The 21,898-nt window shown below is 41.2% G+C and carries 20 protein-coding genes; 15 read left to right on the top strand and 5 right to left on the bottom strand.

Translation table 11 applies throughout. The features are described from left to right. Positions 1-43: 43 nt before the first annotated feature. Positions 44-2,110, top strand: coding sequence for a TRAP transporter permease (locus F3G76_RS01330; RefSeq protein ID WP_149705708.1), 2,067 nt, complete (start codon positions 44-46; stop codon positions 2,108-2,110). A 98-nt stretch (positions 2,111-2,208) separates the two neighbouring features. On the opposite strand, the gene F3G76_RS01325 is transcribed toward F3G76_RS01330, so the two are convergent. From F3G76_RS01325 to F3G76_RS01315, 3 genes are all read right to left on the bottom strand, one after another. Beyond that, a complete protein-coding gene (locus F3G76_RS01325; protein WP_149705707.1) occupies positions 2,209-2,694 on the bottom strand; it encodes a tetratricopeptide repeat protein in 486 nt (161 codons plus the stop codon). Positions 2,695-2,764: 70 nt separating this feature from the next. After that, positions 2,765-3,448, bottom strand: a complete 684-nt coding sequence (locus F3G76_RS01320) for a M48 family metallopeptidase (RefSeq protein ID WP_149705994.1) — start codon at positions 3,446-3,448, stop codon at positions 2,765-2,767. After that, positions 3,403-4,722 carry an MATE family efflux transporter gene (locus F3G76_RS01315; protein WP_149705706.1) on the bottom strand — a complete coding sequence of 440 codons (1,320 nt, stop codon included), beginning with the start codon at positions 4,720-4,722 and terminating at the stop codon, positions 3,403-3,405. Before F3G76_RS01315 ends, F3G76_RS01320 begins: the two co-directional genes overlap by 46 nt. Positions 4,723-4,818: 96 nt before the next feature. Between F3G76_RS01315 and abc-f the strand changes: the two genes are divergently transcribed. The 14 genes from abc-f (at position 4,819) to F3G76_RS01245 (ending at position 20,113) form a co-directional block, all read left to right on the top strand. Further along, positions 4,819-6,750 carry a ribosomal protection-like ABC-F family protein gene (abc-f, locus tag F3G76_RS01310; RefSeq protein WP_149705705.1) on the top strand — a complete coding sequence of 644 codons (1,932 nt, stop codon included), beginning with the start codon at positions 4,819-4,821 and terminating at the stop codon, positions 6,748-6,750. 1 nt (position 6,751) lies between these two features. Further along, positions 6,752-7,186 (top strand): hypothetical protein, encoded by a 435-nt coding sequence (locus tag F3G76_RS01305; protein ID WP_149705704.1) that lies wholly within the window; start codon positions 6,752-6,754, stop codon positions 7,184-7,186. A 76-nt stretch (positions 7,187-7,262) separates the two neighbouring features. Beyond that, complete coding sequence (locus F3G76_RS01300) at positions 7,263-8,774, top strand: DKNYY domain-containing protein (RefSeq protein WP_149705703.1); 1,512 nt, start codon at positions 7,263-7,265, stop codon at positions 8,772-8,774. Continuing rightward, entirely contained in the window at positions 8,774-10,219 is a 1,446-nt protein-coding gene (locus F3G76_RS01295) for a DKNYY domain-containing protein (protein ID WP_149705702.1), read from the top strand. The genes F3G76_RS01300 and F3G76_RS01295 overlap by 1 nt, the downstream gene beginning before the upstream one ends. A gap of 126 nt (positions 10,220-10,345) precedes the next feature. Continuing rightward, positions 10,346-12,286 carry a BCCT family transporter gene (locus F3G76_RS01290; RefSeq protein WP_149705701.1) on the top strand — a complete coding sequence of 647 codons (1,941 nt, stop codon included), beginning with the start codon at positions 10,346-10,348 and terminating at the stop codon, positions 12,284-12,286. A 546-nt stretch (positions 12,287-12,832) separates the two neighbouring features. Further along, positions 12,833-13,276, top strand: coding sequence for a hypothetical protein (locus F3G76_RS01285; RefSeq protein WP_149705700.1), 444 nt, complete (start codon positions 12,833-12,835; stop codon positions 13,274-13,276). A gap of 160 nt (positions 13,277-13,436) precedes the next feature. Next, entirely contained in the window at positions 13,437-14,810 is a 1,374-nt protein-coding gene (locus F3G76_RS01280; protein ID WP_149705699.1) for a sodium-dependent transporter, read from the top strand. Positions 14,811-14,813: 3 nt separating this feature from the next. Beyond that, a complete protein-coding gene (locus tag F3G76_RS01275; RefSeq protein WP_149705698.1) occupies positions 14,814-15,926 on the top strand; it encodes a hypothetical protein in 1,113 nt (370 codons plus the stop codon). 8 nt (positions 15,927-15,934) lie between these two features. Beyond that, positions 15,935-17,137 carry a M48 family metallopeptidase gene (locus F3G76_RS01270; protein ID WP_149705697.1) on the top strand — a complete coding sequence of 401 codons (1,203 nt, stop codon included), beginning with the start codon at positions 15,935-15,937 and terminating at the stop codon, positions 17,135-17,137. Further along, positions 17,127-17,939 (top strand): peptide chain release factor N(5)-glutamine methyltransferase, encoded by an 813-nt coding sequence (gene prmC / locus F3G76_RS01265; protein WP_149705696.1) that lies wholly within the window; start codon positions 17,127-17,129, stop codon positions 17,937-17,939. The genes F3G76_RS01270 and prmC overlap by 11 nt, the downstream gene beginning before the upstream one ends. A 10-nt stretch (positions 17,940-17,949) precedes the next feature. After that, positions 17,950-18,429 carry a DUF4149 domain-containing protein gene (locus tag F3G76_RS01260; protein ID WP_149705695.1) on the top strand — a complete coding sequence of 160 codons (480 nt, stop codon included), beginning with the start codon at positions 17,950-17,952 and terminating at the stop codon, positions 18,427-18,429. After that, positions 18,413-19,195, top strand: coding sequence for a threonine/serine exporter family protein (locus F3G76_RS01255; protein ID WP_149705694.1), 783 nt, complete (start codon positions 18,413-18,415; stop codon positions 19,193-19,195). The genes F3G76_RS01260 and F3G76_RS01255 overlap by 17 nt, the downstream gene beginning before the upstream one ends. Beyond that, positions 19,188-19,703 carry a threonine/serine exporter family protein gene (locus tag F3G76_RS01250; protein WP_002940362.1) on the top strand — a complete coding sequence of 172 codons (516 nt, stop codon included), beginning with the start codon at positions 19,188-19,190 and terminating at the stop codon, positions 19,701-19,703. Before F3G76_RS01255 ends, F3G76_RS01250 begins: the two co-directional genes overlap by 8 nt. A gap of 20 nt (positions 19,704-19,723) precedes the next feature. After that, the gene (locus F3G76_RS01245) at positions 19,724-20,113 is read left to right on the top strand and encodes a YbgC/FadM family acyl-CoA thioesterase (protein WP_107969766.1); all 390 of its coding nucleotides are present in this window, start codon (positions 19,724-19,726) and stop codon (positions 20,111-20,113) included. Positions 20,114-20,125: 12 nt separating this feature from the next. Here the strand turns inward: F3G76_RS01245 and F3G76_RS01240 are convergent, their stop codons facing one another. Continuing rightward, positions 20,126-21,406, bottom strand: a complete 1,281-nt coding sequence (locus F3G76_RS01240) for a hypothetical protein (protein ID WP_149705693.1) — start codon at positions 21,404-21,406, stop codon at positions 20,126-20,128. Then, positions 21,403-21,894, bottom strand: coding sequence for a uracil-DNA glycosylase family protein (locus F3G76_RS01235; RefSeq protein WP_223227388.1), 492 nt, complete (start codon positions 21,892-21,894; stop codon positions 21,403-21,405). The genes F3G76_RS01240 and F3G76_RS01235 overlap by 4 nt, the downstream gene beginning before the upstream one ends. Between the last annotated feature and the right edge of the window lie 4 nt (positions 21,895-21,898).

Genomic DNA, 21,898 nt, shown 5'->3' with positions numbered 1-21,898 from the left:
AAATTTCTTCTAAATTTATATATTTAAATTTTAAAGGAGAAAGATGAACGAAGTTAATGACAACGAAGAACAATTTGTCGAAGTAAAGACAAGAGAGATAAATAGCAATTTTTACAACTATTTCATCGCATTTGTGTGCTTCTCTTGGTCAGTTTTTCAGCTTTATATAGCGTATTTCCCGCTAAATACTAACATCTCACGCTCAGTGCACCTAGCCTTTGCGGTTGGGCTTGTATTTTTGCTCTATCCAGTCACTTTTCATAAAAAGGCTCACTCATGTTTGCCATTTTACGACCTAGTTTTTTGCGTGGTAGGCGTTGTTGCCGTGCTTTATCCAGCGGTTTATTTTTATGAGTTAGCTGATAGGACAGGGGACTACATCACTCAAGATATCGTCATATCGTTTTTAGCGATCATTGTTTTGCTTGAAGCCGGCAGGCGTGTCATGGGACCAGCACTTCCTATCATTTGTATATTGTTTTTGATATATGATCACTTTGGTCCTTATATGCCAGACATCATCGCTCACCAAGGCGCTAGCTTTGAAAAGATCGCAGGTCATATGTTTTTAACGACTGAGGGCGTTTTTGGCGTGCCTATCGGCGTTAGCGTTAGTTTTATCTACCTTTTTGTTCTTTTTGGTTCATTGTTAGAGCGAGCAGGCGCTGGACAATACTTCATAAATTTAGCCTTCTCACTTCTTGGCAAATATAGAGGTGGCCCAGCTAAGGCTTCAGTCATCGCAAGTGGCCTAACTGGCATGGTTTCAGGTAGCTCCACAGCAAACGTCGTAACCGTTGGTACATTTACCATACCGCTTATGAAAAAAGCTGGCCTTTCACGCACAAAAGCTGGAGCCATCGAGGTTGCAGCTGGTGTAAATGGACAGCTCATGCCACCTATCATGGGTGCGGCTGCTTTTATCATCGCTGAATTTTTAGGTATGACGTATACAAATGTTATGATGGCAGCGGTTATCCCAGCATTTGCTTGTTATTTGTCACTATTTTTTATCGTGCATTTAGAGAGCGTTAAGCTTGGACTAAAAGGCATAAATCAGAGCGAATTTCACTCAAGATTTAAAATTTTTGTAAGTGGCCTTCACTATATAACGCCTATTTTGATCCTGCTTTATACGCTTTTAATCGCAAAAGAGTCAGCCATAGCCGCAGCTTTTAATGCGATAGGATTTTTATTTTTGATAATGATCTTTCAAGAGCCAACTAAAAAGTTAGCTTCAGGCGAAAAAGTGGGGCTAAACGATGTACTTCTTGGCTTTGAGGATATATTTTGGGCGATGGTCGCAGCTGCAAAGAGCATGACCACAATAGCCATCGCAACTGCTCTTGCTGGCATCATCGTGGGCTCTATCTCGCTAACTGGCCTTGGTCAAGTACTTTCTGATCTAGTCGAGCTTCTAGCGGGCGATAACATCATGATGATCCTACTTTTAACGGCTCTTATGTCGCTCATCCTTGGCATGGGGCTTCCAACGACAGCAAACTACATCGTCGTCTCAAGTCTTGTTGCGCCAGTTATCTTGTTTTTAGCGCATAAAAATGGCTTCTTGATCCCAGCCATCGCCGTGCATCTTTTTGTTTTTTACTTTGGAATTTTAGCCGACGATACGCCACCAGTTGGCATCGCAGCCTATGCAGCAGCGGGCATTGCCAAGGCAAATCCAATAACCGTTGGCGTTCAAGGATTTTTTTATGATCTAAGAACGGCGATCTTACCATTTGCCTTTTTCTTTAACAACAAACTTATGCTAATTGATAGCATAAACACGAGCGATCCGCTTGATTCAAAAGGGATAGTCTGGATGAGCAACCCACTTGAAATTTTGCTCGTCTTTGGCATGGCGGTTGTAGGCATGTTTGCCTTTTCAAGCTTGCTTCAAGGCTACTACGTCACAAAGCTTAGGATTTGGGAGAGGGTGCTACTTATCCCAGTCGTGCCACTAGCTCTTGTGCCAAACATCTGCGTGAAATTTGGTTTTATGCCAAACGAATACACAGCCTACATCGTGGCAGCTGCTATTTATGGCTTTATCTTTATGACTCAGTGGGGCATAAAAGATAAACCGCTTGATCAAATAAGAGCGATTTAACACTAGGCAAGAGCCCTCTTGCCTAAACTTTTAAATTTATTTATAAATTTCCATTGATTTTGTAAAAAGTGAGAATTTAGGCTTTAAAAGCCTAAAGATCAAAGTTGTTTTGAGCGTTTCAGATCGCCTGCAAACTCGCAAGCGAGCTTATCGCTTAGCTTGCAGCCTTTTACTAAAAAGGTGTAAGCCTCTTTAAATTTCTTAGCTTCTATTAGTATCGAGCCTATCATGCCGCAAGAGTAGCCGTCATTTTGCTCGCAAGCTTTATTAAAAAGCTCTCTTGCTTTTTGCGGATCGCTGTTTAGATAAATTCCACCAGCTGCCGTGCAACCCTCTTTTTCGCCGCCTTGGCAAGCTTTATTGTAAAGCTCTAACGCTTTGTTGCTATCTGGCACGTCAGTTTTGCCTAGCTGATAGATCGCACCTGCTTTTGCGCATGATCTTGCGTCATTTGCCGCGCAACCTGCTTCAAATTTAGACAAAGCTTCAGTGAAATTTGAGTCAGCATAAGCTCTCAAGCCATCTTCAAAGTCGCCTGCTAGAGCGCAAGCTGCTAGAAGAGAGATAAAAATCATCTTTTTCATCAAATTTTCCTTTTGTAAAGTAATATGCAATTTTATCATATTAAATTTACACTTACTTGATGAAAAATAATTACGATTTTAAAATTTGCTCTTGCGCTTTGTAATCAGGCATGATGGCTTCTATAAATTTATAAAAACTGCTTTGATGATGCGGATAGAGCAGGTGAGTAAGCTCGTGAAGCACGACGTATCGCACGGCTGAGAGCGGCTTTTCTATAAGCCTTAGGCTTAAGTTTATATAGCCTTTTTTGTGGTTGCAGCTGCCCCAGCGAGTTTTGCTATCTCTTATGATGATGCGACTAACTGGCTTATTGATATGAGGCTGATAGTAGCTTACAAGCTCTAAAAATAGCTCTTTTGCTCTTGCTTTTTTAAAGCGCTCAAGTGCCTTTAAATTTGGCGTTATGATAAATTTATCTTCAAAAAATGGCAGTTTTACGCTCTCATCAAATTTGATCTTGTAAATTTCTCCAAGAAACCTTATCTCATCATCTTTTGGTAAATTTAAAAGAGCTTTTTTATAGGAATTTTCAAGCCAAATTTTATGGCTCTCTAAAAATGCCAGAGCCATCTTTTGTGTGCTGTAAAATGGCATAGAAAGCGTGATCTTAGCGTCCTTGCCAACTCTTAGGCGCATAGCTCTTACATTCGTTTTAAAATTTACTAAAACGCTTAAACCATAAAAGTCTAAATTTAAGCTCTTTTGCCTCAAACTAGGCGTTTTTCTTGCCACTTTTTGCTTCTCCAGCGCCAGGTATTTGCAAGGCCTCTTAGCCACTCATCAGCGCAAAATCCTATCCAAACGCCGATGATCCCCCAGCCAAGGTGTATGCCTAAGAAATATCCAAGCGGCAGCGAAAGCCCCCACATAAAGATAAGCCCAGTTGCAAGTGGAAATTTCGCGTCGCCACTTGCACGAAGGGCATTTACGATGACGACGTTAAAGGTTCTGCCAGCTTCTAACACGATCGAGAGCGTAAAGAGCGGTAGCATTATCTTGCGCAAGCCCTCATCTAAATTTAGTGCGTCCATGATCTTATACTTTAAGGCGTAGGCGATCAAAACGACGACGAGCGTTATAAAAATGCCAAGCCACAAGGCTTTAAAGGTTCTTGTATAGGCCTCGTTAAACTCGCTTGCCCCAACCAAATGCCCAACGATGACCTCGTTTGCCACGCTGATACTTGCGCCACAAAGCAAGATGAGAAGCGTGATCTGAAAGTAGATAGTCTGCACGCTAAGAGTTGCCTCGCCCATGCTCGCGATAAAGCCAAAAGCGACCATGTATTGCGCCATCCAGAGTAAATTTTCGCCAGCGCTTGGCAAGCCAACTGAGAGTATTTTCTTTAAAATTCCAAACGGCACGACAAGCAGTTTGCTAAGATAAATTCTAACTTTTGCCACGCGTATGAGCATATAAAGTAGAACAAAAACGCCAATAAGCCTACCTACAAATGTCGAGATAGCGACTCCTTGCAGGCCTAAATTTGGCAGGTCAAACCAGCCAAAAAGAGCGATGGCGTTGCCAAAGATGGTGATGATGTTCATCAAAACTGAAGTTAGCATCACTGCAGTTGCTAGATTATAGACGCGAAGCACCGCAGCTAGCACCATGCCGATGCCATCAAAGAGCAGGGCAAAGCCAAGGATGTGAAGGTATGAGAAACTATCGTTTATGAGATCATTTGGCACATTTAGTAAATTTAAGATGTTGTAGCCAAAGACGTAGATGATGATGGCTGAGAAGATACCAAAGACCGTATTTGACGTGATGCTTGCGTGTATGACGTTTGAGGCTAGCTCGTTTTGCTTTGCTCCAAGGGCTTGTGCGACGACGACTGAGCAGCCCATGCTTAAAAAGTTAAAAATGGTCATAAAAAGATCCATCACTTGATTGCCAGCACCCATGGCACCAACTAGATGCACACTCACTTTTGTCACCATGTAGGTGTTTATGATGAGCGTGATAAAGTGTAAAAACATATCTAAAAATATAGGGACGACCAGTTTTTTCATAGAAAGATTCATAAATTTCTCCTTTTTTAAATTTTGGGGCGATTATAGCCAAATTAGGTTTTAGCTCCCTTTTGATATAATCCAAAAAAATTAAAATTTGAGAGAAAAATGGCATTAATCGACCTGATAGACGTTAGTAAAAAATTTGGCGCAAATGAAATTTTAAACAGTGTAAGTCTTAGCGTAAATGAAAATGAAAAGATAGCGATCATCGGCAAAAATGGCAGCGGCAAGAGCACGCTTATGAAGATCATCTCTGGCGAGGTGGCAGCAGATAGTGGCAGACGCATAGTGCAGAGCTTGATAAGCGTCGAGATGCTAGCGCAAAATCCAAATTTTAACGCCACATTTAGTGTAAGAGATGCGCTAAATAACGAGCTAAAAGAGATATTTGACGCGATAAGCGAGTATGAAAAGAGTGGAGCTTTGCTAGCAAATGAGCCTGAAAACAGAGAAATTTTAAAAGAGCAAGAGAGGCTTATTAAATTTATAGAGGCAAAGGATGGCTGGAATATCGAGCACAAGATCGAGCGAATTTTGCAAGAATTTAAGCTAAAAGAGTATGAAAACAGACCCATTTGCTCGCTTAGTGGTGGCGAGATCCGCCGTGTGGCACTAGGCGCGCTCATCCTTAAAAAGCCAGATGTGCTGCTGCTTGACGAGCCGACAAACCACCTTGATGTCTATATGGTCAAATTTCTTGAAGATATGCTTAAAAGCTCAAATCAAAGCATAGTTTTTATAAGCCACGATAGGTATTTTATTGATGCGCTGGCAACTAGGTGCGTTGAGGTCGAGGATGCAAGCTTAAAAAATTTTGAGGGCGGATATGCAAACTATCTAACCAAAAAAGAGGAAATTTTAGCAAGTCTTGCAAAGTCGCATGAGACGCTGCTAAAACAGCTAAAGGCCGAAGAGGAGTGGCTAAGGCGCGGCGTAAAAGCTAGGCTAAAGCGAAACGAGGGCAGAAAAGAGCGAGTGCTCGCCATGCGTGAAGAGGCGAAGAAAAATCCAGGTGTGATAAGGCGAGTGAGGCTAGAGCTTGAGCGTGCGAGTAAAAATTTCAACCAAACGCAGAGCCAAAACCGCAAAAAAATGCTATTTGAGTTTAAAAATTTAGGCAAAAGCATAGACGGCAAGGTGCTTTTTGAAAAATTTGACGCAAGAATCTTGCAGGGCGAGAGGATCGCCATAGTTGGGCGAAATGGCAGCGGAAAGAGCACTTTGCTTAAAATTTTGCTAGGACTTGAAAAGCAAAGTAGTGGCGAGATAAAAAGGGGCGAGGTGAGTATCGGCTACTTTGATCAAGCTAGAAATGTCCTTGATGATGATAAGAGTCTTATAGAGACATTTTGCCCAAATGGCGGCGACCACGTACTAGTTCGTGGGCGAAATATGCATGTTTATGGCTATCTTAAAAATTTCCTCTTCCCAAAGGAATTTTTAGATAAAAAGATAGGCGTTTTAAGTGGCGGCGAGAAAAACCGCGTCGCACTTGCGATGCTTTTTACTAAAACTTACGACGTGCTGGTGCTTGACGAGCCGACAAACGACCTTGATATCGCAACTATCAATATCTTAGAAGACTACTTGCAAAGCTTTGAGGGGGCGATCTTGCTAGTTAGCCACGATAGATATTTTGTCGATAAGATGGCAAATAAGCTCTGGGCGTTTGAGGGAACAAAGATAAATGTCTTGCACGAAGAGTATAGCGTCTATTTGGAGCTTGAAGATGAGATGAAAGAGCTTGATAAATTTGAAAAAGAGCTCTCAAATAGCCAAAATGAAGCCAAGCAAAAGAGCAAATCTGGTGCAAAACTAAGCTACAAACAAACGCAAATTTTAAACACATATCCAGATAAAATTTCAGCCCTTGAAGCAAGGGTAGCCGAGCTAAATGAGGGGCTTAGCGATCCTAAAATTTATCAAGAAGTGGGGCTTACTAAGCTTTATGAAGAGCTAGAAAGTGCAAAAGCTGAGCTTGAAAGCCTAGAAAATGAGTATTTTGAAGTGCTAGAGATCGCCGAGGAGCTCGAGTAGCTTGAAAAAGATCGGTAGGATAAGCGCGCTAAATAGAAGAGTTGTTAGGCAAAATTTAGCCACAAGCATGAGCCTTTTGATAGGTAAAGAGAGATTTAGCGGGGTGTTTTCACCAGAGATAGAAAAATATGAAGTAGGCGATCTAGTCGAGATAAAATATAACAAGGTTGGTTTTTTAAATAAGATAGATATTATTAGGCTAATCGCAAAAAGCAGCAAAGAGTCAGGACTTTTTGCAAGGATAGAAAATTTATTCTTTTTGCTTGTTGCCTTGTATCTTTGTTTTATTTCTTTGTGGGTTATTTATTATGGGATCACGTTGGAATTTAGCATTTATAGGCTTTTTGTTACATTAGCAGCCGCTTGTTTTCTGTTTTTGATGGGTAAATCTGCATGTCTTAGGTTTTTGATATTTAGATATTTTATATTTGGATAGGTACTTTGAAATTTAAATTTATGAAAGGTTTTTGCGCCATGATGAGGCCTTTAAATTTGTTTGAAATGGGGCTAAAATGTTTAAAAAACATCCGCTAATCTCAGTAATAATCGCCATTGTTGTGATATTTTTTGCTACCTATTTTTTTATTTTTGGGTTAGCTACTATTTTAGATGACGACATTGGCGATAGTAAAGAGTTAAATAATAGCTATTTTTACGTCAAAGATGACAAGGTCTATGCCATGGTGCCAAGTGGGGGTAAATTTGAGCTAATAGGCGTGAGGGCCAGCAAATTTAGATACATTGACACCGGCAAATACGACAACAGAAATGTTGGCGCTAGCGATAAGGCGGTATATTGCGGTAACCTCGTGATGAGTGGGCTTGATCCAAATGGTGTTAGAGCGCTTGGCAATGGCTACTTTGGCGATGGCAATGTAACATATTTTTGCGATAGCGAAAGCGAGACAAACCTCGAAATATCCGCACTTAAAGAGTTTTGGGACATCGTCTCACACAAAATGTTTAATACCCCAAAAGCGCAAACTCATATCTATAAATTTAGGCAGGTTGATAACGCTAATTTAGCTGCGATCTTGGGCTTTGGCTATGCAAGCGACGGAGTAAAGGTCTATCATGAGGGCAAAGAGCTAGAGGGCGCAAATGCCAGCAAAATGCGATATATCGAGCAGGCATCTGGCAGAAAGAGCTTGCATTTTACGACTGACGGAGAAAATGTCTATTATGATAGCACAAAGCTAGGGATCAAATTTAGCCCACAAATACGTGATATCGGCGAGATATGGCGCATTCACTATCTTTATGAGCCAAATTCTGGCATGGTCTATGCAAACGATCACGAATTTGACCCCCAATTTGCCCCATACGAACCGCTTTTTAACCTAGAAGATAGGCACACCTATCATGCGCTCTTTCGTGGCAAAGGCGGTATCTATCACTGGGAGCGAAAGTGGCAGTGGTATAACAGCATAGATGAGGGCGAGTTTGTAAGAGACGGAGACGATCCTTTTAAAGGCGAGATAACGCCGCTATATGGCGACGTGGTGATAAGTGATGGCAAGACATATTTTCTAAAAACCTATGAAATTTGGCACAACACAAAAATTAGCCACGGCCTAAGCTCACGCCACACATGTATCGTAAGGCTTGATACAAAAGAGCAGTGGCGAAAGATCGGTCTTGTAAGAAACGATGGCTACGGAGCGGTCTATGCAAACGGAGATAAGACATATTATTTTGATAACGTCGGCTACGGCTGGCGTTTTAACAGCAGCGTTTATGATATAAACGACCTTGGCGTGGTTGAAATCCTCACTCGTCCTTATGACTCAAATGTTGAGAATTTAAAACTTGATGAGATAGTAAAAATGGTAGATCAAGGCGCTATGGTGCCAGCTGAGGGCGAAGTGGTGATCGATGCGATAAGCGACTTTGATGATTACTCGCAAAAATATGCCTACTGGATATTTTTAGCCATCGCATTTATGGTCTCGGTAGTTGGCGCTATTTTTAAAAACAAAAAGCAAAACAGCGAGCTTAAAAAAAGGGTGGATGATTATAGATAATGAGAAAAATTGCGACTAAGATACTTTGTCTTTTTGTCATTTTGACACTATTTTTTGTTTTGGCGATGCTTTATCTGTGGCGTGAGGGCGAGTATCAAAGAGGCTTTGCAAACATAGATAATAGCGAGTTTTACCGCTCGCCTGAGGGTAAAATTTACGTTCAAATTTCAGGCAGCGGCAAGTATGAGCTAAAAGGCGTCGATGAGGCTAGTTTTAGGGTCTTAAAGCTAAAACACGCGTATGATTACTCAAACGTGGGAGCTGATAAAAATCATGTCTATTGCGCTAGAGAAATTTTGCCAGGACTTGATCCAAACAGCACCAAAGTGCTTGGCAATGGCTACATAAGTGATGGCAAGATAAGCTATTATTGCGCTACTAGAAGCGAGAAAGAGGCGGGATTTAGCGAATTTGGCGCCATTATGAAAAACCTTGTTCACGTTTTTATAAAAAGCTACGATGATAGCCCTTATTTTTACAGGACAAATCGAGTTGAAAGCACAAATTTAGAGCCTATCTTTGACGCTGGCTTTGCAAGAGACGGAGCTACGCTTTACTACAAGGGCGAAAAGCTTGACGCAGATCCTAACGAGCTAAGATACATCACGACAGAAAGCGGCGCTGCTAGCGGATATTATACAGACGGCAAAAGCTTGTTTATGGGCTTTTATAAGCTTGATGCTGGCTACGGAGATGAGACGCGCCGGATATGCTACGATGCTAAGCACGACATAGAATATCTTTTTGAGCCAAAAAGTGGGGCGGTGTTTGCAAATGAGCATAAATTTAACGCTCAAAATATGCCTTATAGCGCCATTTATAGCGTGGATAATGTGCATTCGTTTTGGCCTCTTTTTGCCAGCAAAGATGGGATTTACTTTTGGGATGGCAGTAAAAACGAACAGGCTAAAATTTCAGACTACCAGCTAAAAGGCGAGCTAAAAAGGCTCTATGCTGACGTTTTTGTAGATGATAGCTCAGCATATTTTTTACAGCAAGGCGAAGAGTGGCAGCGCTCAAAGCACGGCAGACACTTAGTGGCACAAACCGTCTCTTTATATAAATTTGCTCCAAGCTCATCTTGGCGTAAGATAGGGCTGGTAAAAGATGGCGAGTATGGCGCGGTCTATGCAAACGGCGATAAGCTCTATTTTTTTAGCAAGATAAAGCCATTTTATGGCATAAAGCATAGCGTTTATGAGGTGGCTGATCTTAGCGTAATTGAAATTTTAACAAGAGCGTCTAAAGAGCTTAGCGCAAAAGATATCAGCGAGATGATAAAGCGCGGCGAGCTAGTGGAGGCAAGCGGCGAAGAGGTCGCAAGGTCGAGGATAGAATTTGACTCGCCAAAGATCATTTTGTATATCACATTTGGCATCGCTTTTGTCGTCATAGTGCTAATAAGCCTTGCAAAACCAAAGAGAGATGAAAGAGACTTGAGATAAATTTCAAAGTGGCTATTTTTGGTAGCTAAAGCTTAAAATTTCATAAAAAATTTAAAGATAAAATTTGACCTATTTACTCTTTTTTGTTATTTTAAAGCGAGACTAAAATTTATAAAAAGGAGAAAAATGTTTAAATTTCAAAGGTCAAAATTTAACAACTCAGTATTTATCCCATCGCTTATTGTCATATTTTTAATAGCAGCATTTGCAGCGATATTTCCAAATTTCTCAAATGAGTTTTTTAAGGGTATGCAAAACTACATCGCGGCCAAATTTGGCTGGTTTTATATCCTAGTCGTTGCCGTCATACTGCTAAGCGTCATCATTCTTGGCTTTAGTAAGCTTGGCGAGATCAAACTAGGAGCTGATCACGTAAAGCCAGAGCACAAAAATATCTCGTGGTTTTCTATGCTTTTTGCCGCTGGCATGGGCATAGGTCTAGTATTTTTTGGTGTGGCCGAGCCGCTCATGCACTATCTAAACCCACCAGTTGGCGACGCGCAAACTATCGCAGCGCAAAAGCTTGCGTTGAATATCACATTTTTTCACTGGGGCATGGGCGCATGGTCGGTTTATGCCATTGTGGCGCTTATCCTTGCCTTTTTCTCGTATAGACATGGCTTGCCACTCACGCTTAGATCGGCGTTTTATCCGATCATCGGAGATAAAATTTATGGCAAGATAGGTAGCGCCATCGATACATTTGCCGTCGTGGCGACCCTTTTTGGCGTGGCGACATCGCTGGGATACGGCGTACTTCAGGTAAATGCCGGTCTTACGCACGTTTTTGGCCTGCCAACCATGCACATCACGCTTCTAATAGTGCTTTGCTTAGCTGCTACCATCTCAGCGGCAAGTGGTGTCGATAAGGGTATTAAGATATTATCAAACGCAAATATCGCGCTAGCTATATGTTTTATGTTTTTGATACTATTTTTGGGCGATACGACGCAGCTTCTAAAGTCGTTTGTGCAAAACAGCGGCGACTACGTCTCTACGCTCATCTCAAACACTTTTAACCTCTACGCCTACGAGAGGCAAAACGAGAGCTGGCTTGGCGGCTGGACGCTGCTATACTGGGCTTGGTGGCTATCTTGGTCGCCGTTTGTGGGGCTATTTATCGCTAAAATTTCAAAGGGCAGAACGATAAGAGAATTTGTGATCGGCGTGCTTTTAGTGCCAACTGGCTTTACTTTTGCTTGGATGAGCTTTTTTGGTAACTCAGCGATCTCGCTTGTGCAAAATGGCTTTAGCGAGCTAGCGACCACGGTAAATTCCGACTCAGCCTCAGCACTTTTTATGTTTTTGGAGAAATTTAGCTTCTCAGGCGTGCTAAGCGTGATTGCAGTCTTTATGATCGTCATATTTTTCGTGACTTCTGCCGACTCTGCGGCGATCGTTATGAACATGCTTTGCTCAAACGGCAAGGACGATACGCCAGTTTGGCAAAAGGTCTTTTGGGGCGTTACAGTGGGCGTCGTGGCGGCATTTTTGATGCTAGCAGGCGGTCTTGGCTCGCTTCAAGCACTTACGATCACCACAGCACTGCCATTTTCCATAGTGCTACTTGGTGCCATTTATGGGCTATTTAAGGCGTTACGTGTGGATCTAACCAAAAAAGAGACAAATAACTTTAGCAACATGCCCATTAGCGATCTTTCAAAGCCGTGGCAAGAACGTCTAAGTGCGATCATTACGCTGCCAGGCAAGAAAGATGGCAAGAAATTTTTAAACGAAGTCGTGCTAAAAGCTTTTAATGAGCTAAAAGAGGAATTTGCCAAAAACGGCCTTGAAGCAAAGGTCACAAATGGCGAAAATTTTGTAAATTTAAATGTCGGACTTGGCGACGAGATGGACTTTAGATATGGTGTCTATCTCACCAAGAGCCATAGTCCAGACTACACCAGAGAGCTTGACGGCGACGATCTTTACTACAGGGCTGAGGTCTATCTAAAAGAGGGCGGTCAGGACTACGACGTGCTTGGCTGGAGCGAAGCTACGCTGATAAATGACGTCATCGAGCAATACCGCAAACATATGCAATTTTTACACGTCGTAAGAGAGTAAATTTGAGTGAAATTTGCCTGGAATTTTAAAATTTCTGGGCAAATTTGCAAATTCAATCAAGCTGTCTTTGCAAATTTTAAAATCTTACTCACTCGCCTTAGCAGACTACTAAATTTAGGGCTCATAATAATTCGCCACTAAATTTAGAAGCGTGATATGCTCGCTCATAAATTTTAAAATTTGAGCTAGCCTTTTTAGAATAAACCGCATGCAGTGCGAAGCACTGGAGCATGCACCTTGAACGTGCGAGGGGATTGAGGGATCTAAAGGGAGATAAGGGGACGGCTTCGTAATTCAAGTCCCCTTGTCTCCCTTTTTGGATAAATTTATATCGCAAAGCAAATTTTAAACTCTCATTCACTCGCAAGAATTGACTACTAAAATTTGGCTTCGCTTACAGCTTAGCTCAAATTTTAGAGCCGAAATTACTCGTTCATGGAATTTAAAATTTGCTCGCTAACTGTCACTAAAAAATATAAAACCACCATAAATTTTATATAATCCTTCTTTTACAAAGGTGTAGCGACTTTACAAAAAAGGATACAAATGAGCGAGAAAAATTCAGTTTCAAATTTCATCTCAGCTGATGATGAGATGCTTGCTTTTTTGTCAAATTTGGGTCAAAAATGGCACAAAAGCGATGATGTAGTAAATTTTATAGAGCGAAATTTTACCTTTGTCGGCTCAAAACCGCTTTTGCAAAATTTAAAAGATTATAAAACAGCTGATTATGAAAATTTCGCTGATATTAAAAATTTCCTAAGCCTAGACGCAAGCATTCAAAGTAAAATTTTAAGCAGTGAGATAGGCTACGTCGGTGATGGTTTAACGAACATTGAGCTTAAATTTGTGCCTGAATACTTTTATGATTTTTTAAAATTTATGGTTGAAAATATCGCGCAACACCACTATTTTTGCAGCCCCAAAGAGGGCTGGATATTGCTCGTTGCGATGGAGGGGTATGTGGAATTTGGTGTTTTAGATAAATAGGCTTTTTGAATAAATTTACCTACAAAAGTAAAAATAAATTCCGTCCAAAAAAGTCCTAAAATTTATCAAAAAAGCCAAATTTACACGTAAGCATCGCCTGTCGCTAGCAAAATTTAATCATTTTTTTTATATAATCCCTATTTTTCACAAAGGTAGATAGATGGATAGAAGATCATGGAGTTCAAGACTTACATATATTTTAGCTGTTGCAGGGGCTACGGTCGGCTTTGGCGCGACGTGGCGGTTTCCTTACTTAGTCGGTCAAAACGGCGGCGGGGCCTATGTTCTCGTGTTTTGCATAGCGATGATAGTCATTGGTATTCCTATGATTTTGGTTGAAAACGCCATCGGTAGGCGCCTAAAATGTAACGCCGTTGATGCATTTGGTGGCACAGTAAATGGCAAAAAGATCAGCAAAAAGTGGCAGATAGTGGGCTGGATGGGGCTTGTTGGCGCATTTGGCATCATGGCTTATTATATGGTTATCGGCGGCTGGGTATTAAACTATATCGCTCAAATTTCATTTGGCCTGCTTGATCTCTCGCACATCGTGAGCTTTGAGCAAACTAGCGCATTTTACGAGCAAAATATCGTTAGCAACCCGCTAGCCATCAGCTTTGCGACCCTTGTTTTTGTCCTGGTTAATTACGCTATCTTGGTGCAAGGTGCAGTTGGCGGCATCGAGCGCTCAGCGAAATACCTAATGCCACTGCTTTTTATCTTGATGCTAGTCATGATCGCTAAAAACATCACGCTTGATGGTGCGATGAGTGGTGTGAAATTTTACTTAACGCCTGATTTTTCAAAGATAAACTTAAAGCTTTTTGTCGAGGTTTTGGGACAGGTTTTCTTTGCGCTTTCGCTTGGATTTGGCGTGATGATAACGCTCTCAAGCTTTGTGAAAAAGGACGAAGGCTTGGTTAAAATTTCTATCATCACAGGCATCTTAAACACCGTTATAGCCGTGCTTGCTGGCTTTATGATATTTCCGTCGCTCTTTAGCTACGGCGTCTCGCCAGATAGCGGGCCGAGCCTAGTTTTCAAGTCGCTTCCCATCGTCTTTTCGCACATGCCTTTTGGCGGATTTTTCGCGGTGGCGTTTTTTGCGCTTCTTATGATCGCTGCGCTTACGACGTCGCTACCGATATATGAAGTGATCATTACCACACTGCAAGAGAAATTTAAGATAAAACGCAAAAAAGCGATATTTTTAGTGCTTAGCGTCATCTTTGTGCTTGGGAATTTACCATCACTTATGGCTACAAATTTGCTAAGCCACGTGAGCATTTTTGGTAAAAATATCTTTGACGCATACGACGCGATAAGTGCTACTATATTTTTTGTACTGACTTCGCTTGGATGCGCGATATTTGTGGGCTGGGTGCTAAAAGATGAAGCGAAAAAAGAGATCTTGCAAGGCAGCGAAAGGTACGCAAAGCTTATAAATATTTGGTTTTTCTACATCAAATTTATCGTGCCTTTTGTCATTTTGGTGCTATTTATCAGCAGTTTTTACGACAACTTTTTGAAGTGAAATATGCGTGAGCTTGTAAATTTTGATAGTGGTGAGCGCCTAAGACTTAGCGTAGAGGGTAAAGCCTTAGTGAGCGTGAGCCAAAAAGGTGGCAAAACAAAGCAGAGTAAAAAAGAATTTGCAAGCGAGACGGAGGCTAAAAAAGCCTGCGTCAAAAAAGAGTGGGAGAGCCTAAAAAAGGGCTTTATCCTGCAAGATAGCGAGGCAAAAGCCGGTGAGCCGTATCTGCACGTTTATATCGGTGGTGGATACACTGGAGCGCTCTCGTTTGCCAGCTTAAGAGATGAAATTTATGTTTATAAAAGTGGCGGTCAAAAAGATGGTGGCAAGCCTAGCGATCTTTTGGTGAGACTGGATAAAAGCGGCGCTATAAAAGAGCAGATCGCCTTGCCAAAGCCGCTTGCATGGCATGCCCAGTGTGCAAGCGAAAATTTACTTTTAGACCTTGATCATGAAATTTACATTTTTGAGCCAAAAGAGGCTAAATTTCGTGAAATTTTAGCCGAGCAAAATGTTAAGAAAAGTAGTGAGATAGCGAGCTTTATCTGCGCTTCAAATGACATGGCGGTTTTTGGCATGTTTGGACAAATTTTTACTTTTTTCAATGGTAAAATTTCAAAGCTTGGCGAGTATAAATGCAGTACAAAAAGCTACGTACCGATACTTTGCGCTGCTCTTAGTGCGGATGCTAGCATGCTTGCACTTTGCACCAAAGAAAATGAGCTACAAATTTTAAACGCAAAAAATGGCGAAATTTTAAGCGAGCTAAGAGCAGAATTTGGCATGCTTGATAAAATTTGCTTTTTAGACGAAAACACGCTTTTGCTTAGGCAACATCTTGAAAACAAGCTATTTTGCCTTGATATAAAGAGCGCAAAGGTGACAAAGCAGCCTTGGATAAAGGATGAGTATCTAAGAGCGAGCGAGTTTTGCGCGGAGGCTGGCAAGCTTGTGGTGATAGATCAAAGCAGGGGCTACGCCATCAATCTAAAAAGTGGCAACGCGATGGCGGAATTTACGCTAGATCACGTTGTGAAAAACTGCGAGGCTAAATTTATAGATGGCAAGCTCGCAGTTAGAACGGACTATGGCTGCTTTAGTCTTTATGAAATTTAAGGGAGAATATGTTTTATACACTTTTATTTATCTATATTTTTTATGTGATTTTTAAGCTTTTTTTGGCGAATTTACAGATCGGCTTTGTAAGAACTGAAGCCAGAAAAGAGCCAGTCGTGCTTGAAGCGAGTGAATACAAAAACGCTGCAGACGCCGCCGTGACAAACCTAAAATTTGAAATTTTTAGCCTCATCTATCACGCCGTTATATTTTTTGCGTGGATAAGCTTTGGGCTAAAAATGCTCTCAAACGCTTGCCTAAAAGATGGCACTACGTTTGAAAATATCCTTTTTGTGATGAGCTTTTTGCTGATCTCGTCGCTGCTTGATCTGCCGCTAAATATCTACGAGAGCTTTGTAAAAGACAAAAAACTAGGCTTTTCAAATATGAGCGCAAAGATATTTTTGGTTGATACTATAAAGTCGCTGGCTCTTATGCTAGTTTTTGGCTCGGCCTTCGTTTGGCTCGTGCTTTTATGCATAAATTTTCTTGGAGAGTTTTGGTGGTTTTGGGCGTTTTTGCTAAGTTTTGGCATCGCTTTAATTATAAATTTAATATACCCGACGCTCATCGCGCCTATCTTTAACAAGATGTCGCCGCTTGAAGATGGCGAGCTAAAGGGCAAGATAGAGGGCTTGCTTACAAAATGTGGCTTTAAAAGTAGTGGCGTTTTTACGATAGACGCTAGCAAGCGCGACAACCGCTTAAATGCCTATTTTGGCGGGCTTGGAGCGACAAAGCGAGTGGTGCTTTTTGACACGCTGATAAAAAAGCTAAGCACCGCGGAGATCGTGGCGGTTTTGGGGCACGAGCTTGGGCACTTTAAGCATAAAGATATCCTAAAAATGATAGCGCTAAGTGCGGTCATGCTATTTTGTCTATTTTTCATCTTTGGAAACGTTGGTGCAAGCGCATACGAGGCGATAGGACTAGGGCAAAATGGCGCTAGTATCATCATCTTTTTGGTGCTTTTCTCGCCTATTTTTAGTTTTCTTTTCTCGCCGATCATCTCGCACTTTAGCCGCAAAAATGAATTTGGCGCAGATAGATTTTCAAAAGAAATTTCAAACAAAACTGACATGATAAACGCCCTAACCAAGCTTGGCAGCGAAAACAAAGCATTTCCAAAGTCGCACTGGCTTTACTCATTTGTCTATCACTCGCACCCAAGCCTTTTTGAGCGGATAAATGAGCTAGAAAATGAGAGTTGAAGAGGCGCTTAAAGAGGCAAATTTAAGGCTAAAGCCGCTTTGTGAAAACTCAAGCAGGGTGGCTAAAATTTTGCTCATGAGCTACCTTGATGTGAGCGTCGAGTGGATATTTTTAAACCAAAAGAGCGAATTTGACGATGTCGGCTACTTTGATCTTGTAAAGCGCTATGAAAACTACGAGCCACTTGAGTACATTACCGGCAAGGCTGGCTTTTATGGGCTGGAGTTTGAGGTAGAAAGTGGCGTTTTGATACCGCGCCCTGAGACTGAAATTTTAGTCGATAAAGTGCTAGAGATAGTAAGCGGCTACAAAGCGCCAAAGATCGCTGAGATCGGTACTGGTAGCGGGATAATAAGCGTCATGCTTGCCCTAAAAACAAACGCTAAAATATTAGCCACAGATATAAACGAAAAGGCTCTAAAACTAGCTAAAAAAAATGCGCTTAAATTTAATGTAAGCGAGAAGATCGAGTTTGTAAAATGCTCATATATCGATGAAATTTCAGGCGATATCGACATCTTGGTCTCAAACCCGCCATATATCGCGCGAGACTATAAACTCGATAAATTTGTGATAAACGAACCGCACGAGGCGCTATTTGGCGGCGAGGTCGGAGATGAAATTTTAAAAAATATCATCCTTGTCGCTAGAAATCGCAGCATAAAAAATATCGCCTGCGAGATGGGCTATGATCAAAGAGCGAGCATGGAGATGGCGTTAAAATTTAATGGCTATGAAAGTGCTTTTTACAAGGACTTAGCGGGCTTTGATAGGGGCTTTTGCGCGAGTTTAAAACTATAAAGGAGAGAGGTTGAGAAGTATCTATTTTTTACTATTAGCAGCGGTGATCGGCACTGAGCTAACGCTTGGAATTTTGGTCGCACCAGTCATATTTTTCCCGCAAAGCATCATAGGCGAGGGCGTGCTCACGCATTTTATGAGCGGACAGATGATGACAAAGATATTTTTAAAATTTAACTACGCTTTGCTCTTTGTAAGCGCATTTGTGGCAGTTAGCGAGCTCTTTGATCTAAGAAAAAAGCTTGCATTTTCACTAAAATTTAGCACATTTATGCTCTCGTTTTTAAACTTGGCCCTAGCGCTAAGCTTTGTCTTTATCTTTACGCCTTTTATCGTGCAGGCTCAAAGCCTAGGTGCTGATTCGACGCAGACAGCGGAGTTTGCCAAGATGCATAGCGCAAGCGAATATGTGATGAAAGTGATGCTTGTTTTGCAGCTCATTTTGTTTTTTGTGAAATTTAAGATCAGTCAAAATGAACGCCAAGCCTGATATCCAAATCTTAACAAATTTCCTAGCCGAATACACAACCGCTATGGTGAGCGCTGGCACATACACTGCGCGCGTAGAAAAGTGCGTCGACCGCATAGCTAAGCACTACGGCTACGACGTTAGCGTGACCATTTTTGTGAAGTATTTTACCATTAGTGTCATGGACTCGGCTGACAACTCCCTGCGCCGAACTTATGTGAGAAAGATCCCTCTAGGGCATGTTAGTTTTAATAGAATTTCTGAGCTATCATCGCTTAGCTGGCAAATTTTAGATGAGGGTTTAAGCTTAGGTGAAGCTAAAGAGAGCTTTGAGGGTGTGATGAGTGTGAGTGCAAATAAATTTGCTAGCTCGCTTATCTTGATAAGCCTTGCAAATGCGGCATTTTGCAGACTTTTTGGAGGTGATGCTGGCTCGGTTGTTTGCATATTTTTTGCAACGCTTGTTGGCTACACTCTTAAATTTACCCTTGCAAAAATGGGCGTAAATTTAAAAATTCAATACGTCCTAACATCCTTTGTCGTCTCATTTATCGCCTATCTTGGCGTATCTTACGGACTTACGCACACAAGCGACGTGGCGATCGGCTCGTCTGTGCTTTTTATGATGCCTGGTGTTTTTCTCATAAATTCAGTCTTTGACATCCTAAATGACAACACCCTTGTTGGCATCAGCAGAGCCATAAGCACGGGCATCCTCATACTTTGCATGGCTGTTGGCGTCTATATCACGCTAACGCTTAGCAGCGCGGAGATATTAAATGTTTGAGCTTTTTAGTGAAACGCTTGTAGATGCTGGCTTTGCTGCGGTGGCTGGACTTGGCTTTGCCTATGCTAGCTCGCCTCCAAAAAGAACTCTCATCTTTTGTGCTTTGCTCGCTGCATTTGCGCATGCTAGCCGCTTTTGGATCATGCAGATGGGATTTTTTAACATCAGTGTCGCAACGCTCATCGTCTCTTTTATGAGCGGAATTTTAGGCATGCTCTTTGCCAAACGGCTAAAGGTGCCAGCTGAGATCATCGCATTTCCAGCGCTTTTGCCGATGGTGCCAGGAGTTTTTGCGTATAAAGGCATTTTGGCACTCTTTTCATTTTTAAATGAGACAAGTATCGCTAAGAAAAATGAGTATTTGATCATATTTTTTGATAACGCTATCACGACTACGACGGTCTCACTAGCGCTTGGTGTGGGCGTTTCGGTGGTGCTTATCTTATTTTATGATCAGTCGCTTACGATAACTAGAGGCGCTAAAGGCAAGCCTAGTAAGAGCAAATGAAAATTTAAAGGAGCTTTGCAGTGAAGATAAGAATTTATTACGAAGATACCGATGCAGGCGGCATCGTCTATCATACAAATTATATTAAATATTGCGAGCGAGCCAGAAGCGAGGCGTTTTTTGAGGCTGGGTTAAATTTTACAAAAGAGGGCGGATACTTTGTCGTTTCAGCTCTTGAGGCTAAATTTCTCGCTTCAGCCGTGCTTGGCGATGAGGTTTTTGTAAGAACAAAGCTCATAGAGCTTAAAAAGGCAAGCCTTGTTTTAGGGCAAGAAATTTATAAATTTGATGAAAAAGATGCCGAAAAAGTGCTCTTTAAAGCGACTATCACGCTAGCTTTTATGAAAGAGGGCAGGCTAGCAAAGATAGATGAGAGCATGAAAACTTTTATAAATGAGGTTAAATTTTAGCAAGTAAAACTGCTAAATCCCGCTTGTGCTGTTTTGCTCCTGCGAATTTACCTCATTAAAGTGATCGCTTTTTGTGTCATAAATTTTCACATCATATAAAACTTGCAAGCCCTCAACCCTCTCAGCAAAAATTTTACTGGCATTTTTGTTTATAAAATTTGTATAGATGTACTCCACTCCCAGCGCACTTGAGTAGCCGATCTGTGAGTATCTAAAATCAACCCCAAAAAGATCTCCAAGCCCTAAAAAACTCTCGTCAAGCGAATTTAGCGAATTTGCCACAAAGAGGTTTTGCCTATCTCTTTGTGTGATGGCGCTAAAGATATTTGGCAAGAAATTTATCTGCGTGCTTAAAAGCGCGTAAGACTTTATCTCAAAGCCCCTCATCTGCGTTGCTACAAGAGAAGCTTTGACGATTGGGATGTTTAAAAAGACGCTTGCGTTATCAAATTTAGACTTTTTGCTTAAAGTATCGTTTAAATTTATATCTTTGCCAGTGATCGAACTTTCGTAGTAGTCGCTACTTTGCATGCGCACATACTCATTTAGTTTTTGTGCCAGAGCGCTGCCATCGTCAAAGGCGACTATCTTTTCGTTGGCAAAAGCTAACAGGGCTGAAATTTGCGCTTTATAATCAACTCCGCCAAATATCAAATTTGGCTTTGGAGCTGTCACGAAAGAGCTATGAACGCTTGGGATGTAGATAAGCTCGTTTGGCAAGATGAGAGAATTTACTATGTTTGCGCCATTTTGAGTAAGGGCTGCTATGAAGTAGATAAATCCCTCATTTCTAGCGTTTTGAAGCGCGTTTTGAAGGCTAGGCAAACTCTCATCGCTACTATTTATAAATTTCACTTCGACATTTGCATCTTGTTTTAAGATATAGCTTAGAATAGCGTTTGATACGACATTCGCGTATGATTTTATGATTTTTTGAGGGATGATGACTGCTATTTTATCGCTTTGTGCAAGCTTTAAAACCATCTCTCCACCAAGCGAAGCGTAAAGATCTAAAAGTGCCTTGTCATCTATCTTTGCTGGCTCAAATCTCGCCATAAAGCTAGCTAGCATATCGCTCTTAATAAGCTCATTTAAGCAAGAGCTATCACAAAATTCTGGCTCTAAATTTATGTAAGTGATCTTTGCTGGCGGTATGCTTGAGAGGCTTTGGTTTTTAGTGATGTTGCTTTCAAATTTCGCCTCAGTGATCTCGTCTTGCATTTCGTTTAAGGCCTCATTTTGCGCTGCAAAAAGGCTTACAAATATAACTAAAAAAAGAAAAAATCTTTTCATATCACTCCCTTGATTTTTTTCAAATCATCTATAAAATTTTCTTCAAAACTTGGATTTTTGCTGATCCACTCTGGTGAAAAAGTTGGCATTATAAACCTACCATCATCTTTTAAAATGCTTCCTCTTATACTTGAAAATCCGCCCTTTGAGAGCAAATTTGGATAAAGATGCATGAAAGCTTGCTCTCCTAAAGTGATGATTATTTTGGGCTTAATAAGTCTTATCTCTTCTAAAAGATAAGGCCTACAAAGCTCAAACGAGCTCTTTAACGCTGGATTTTTCGCGTCACTATATGAAATTTCACAGCGCAAAAGCAAGCTTATATAAACACTATCTTTTTCTAATTTTAAGCCTTCTTTTATAGCATTTTGCAAAATTTTGCCACTTGCGCCTTCAAAATAATCATCTTTTTTGCAAAGTGATACAAACATTATCTTGCTATTTTTATCGCCAAAGCCAGTAGAAACGCACTTTGAACTGTTTCTCAAAAAG

Origin of the sequence: Campylobacter concisus (genome assembly GCF_902460575.1) — a bacterium.
Classification (GTDB): Bacteria; Campylobacterota; Campylobacteria; order Campylobacterales; family Campylobacteraceae; genus Campylobacter_A; species Campylobacter_A concisus_AW.
This window is presented reverse-complemented; position numbering and strand designations above follow the sequence as displayed.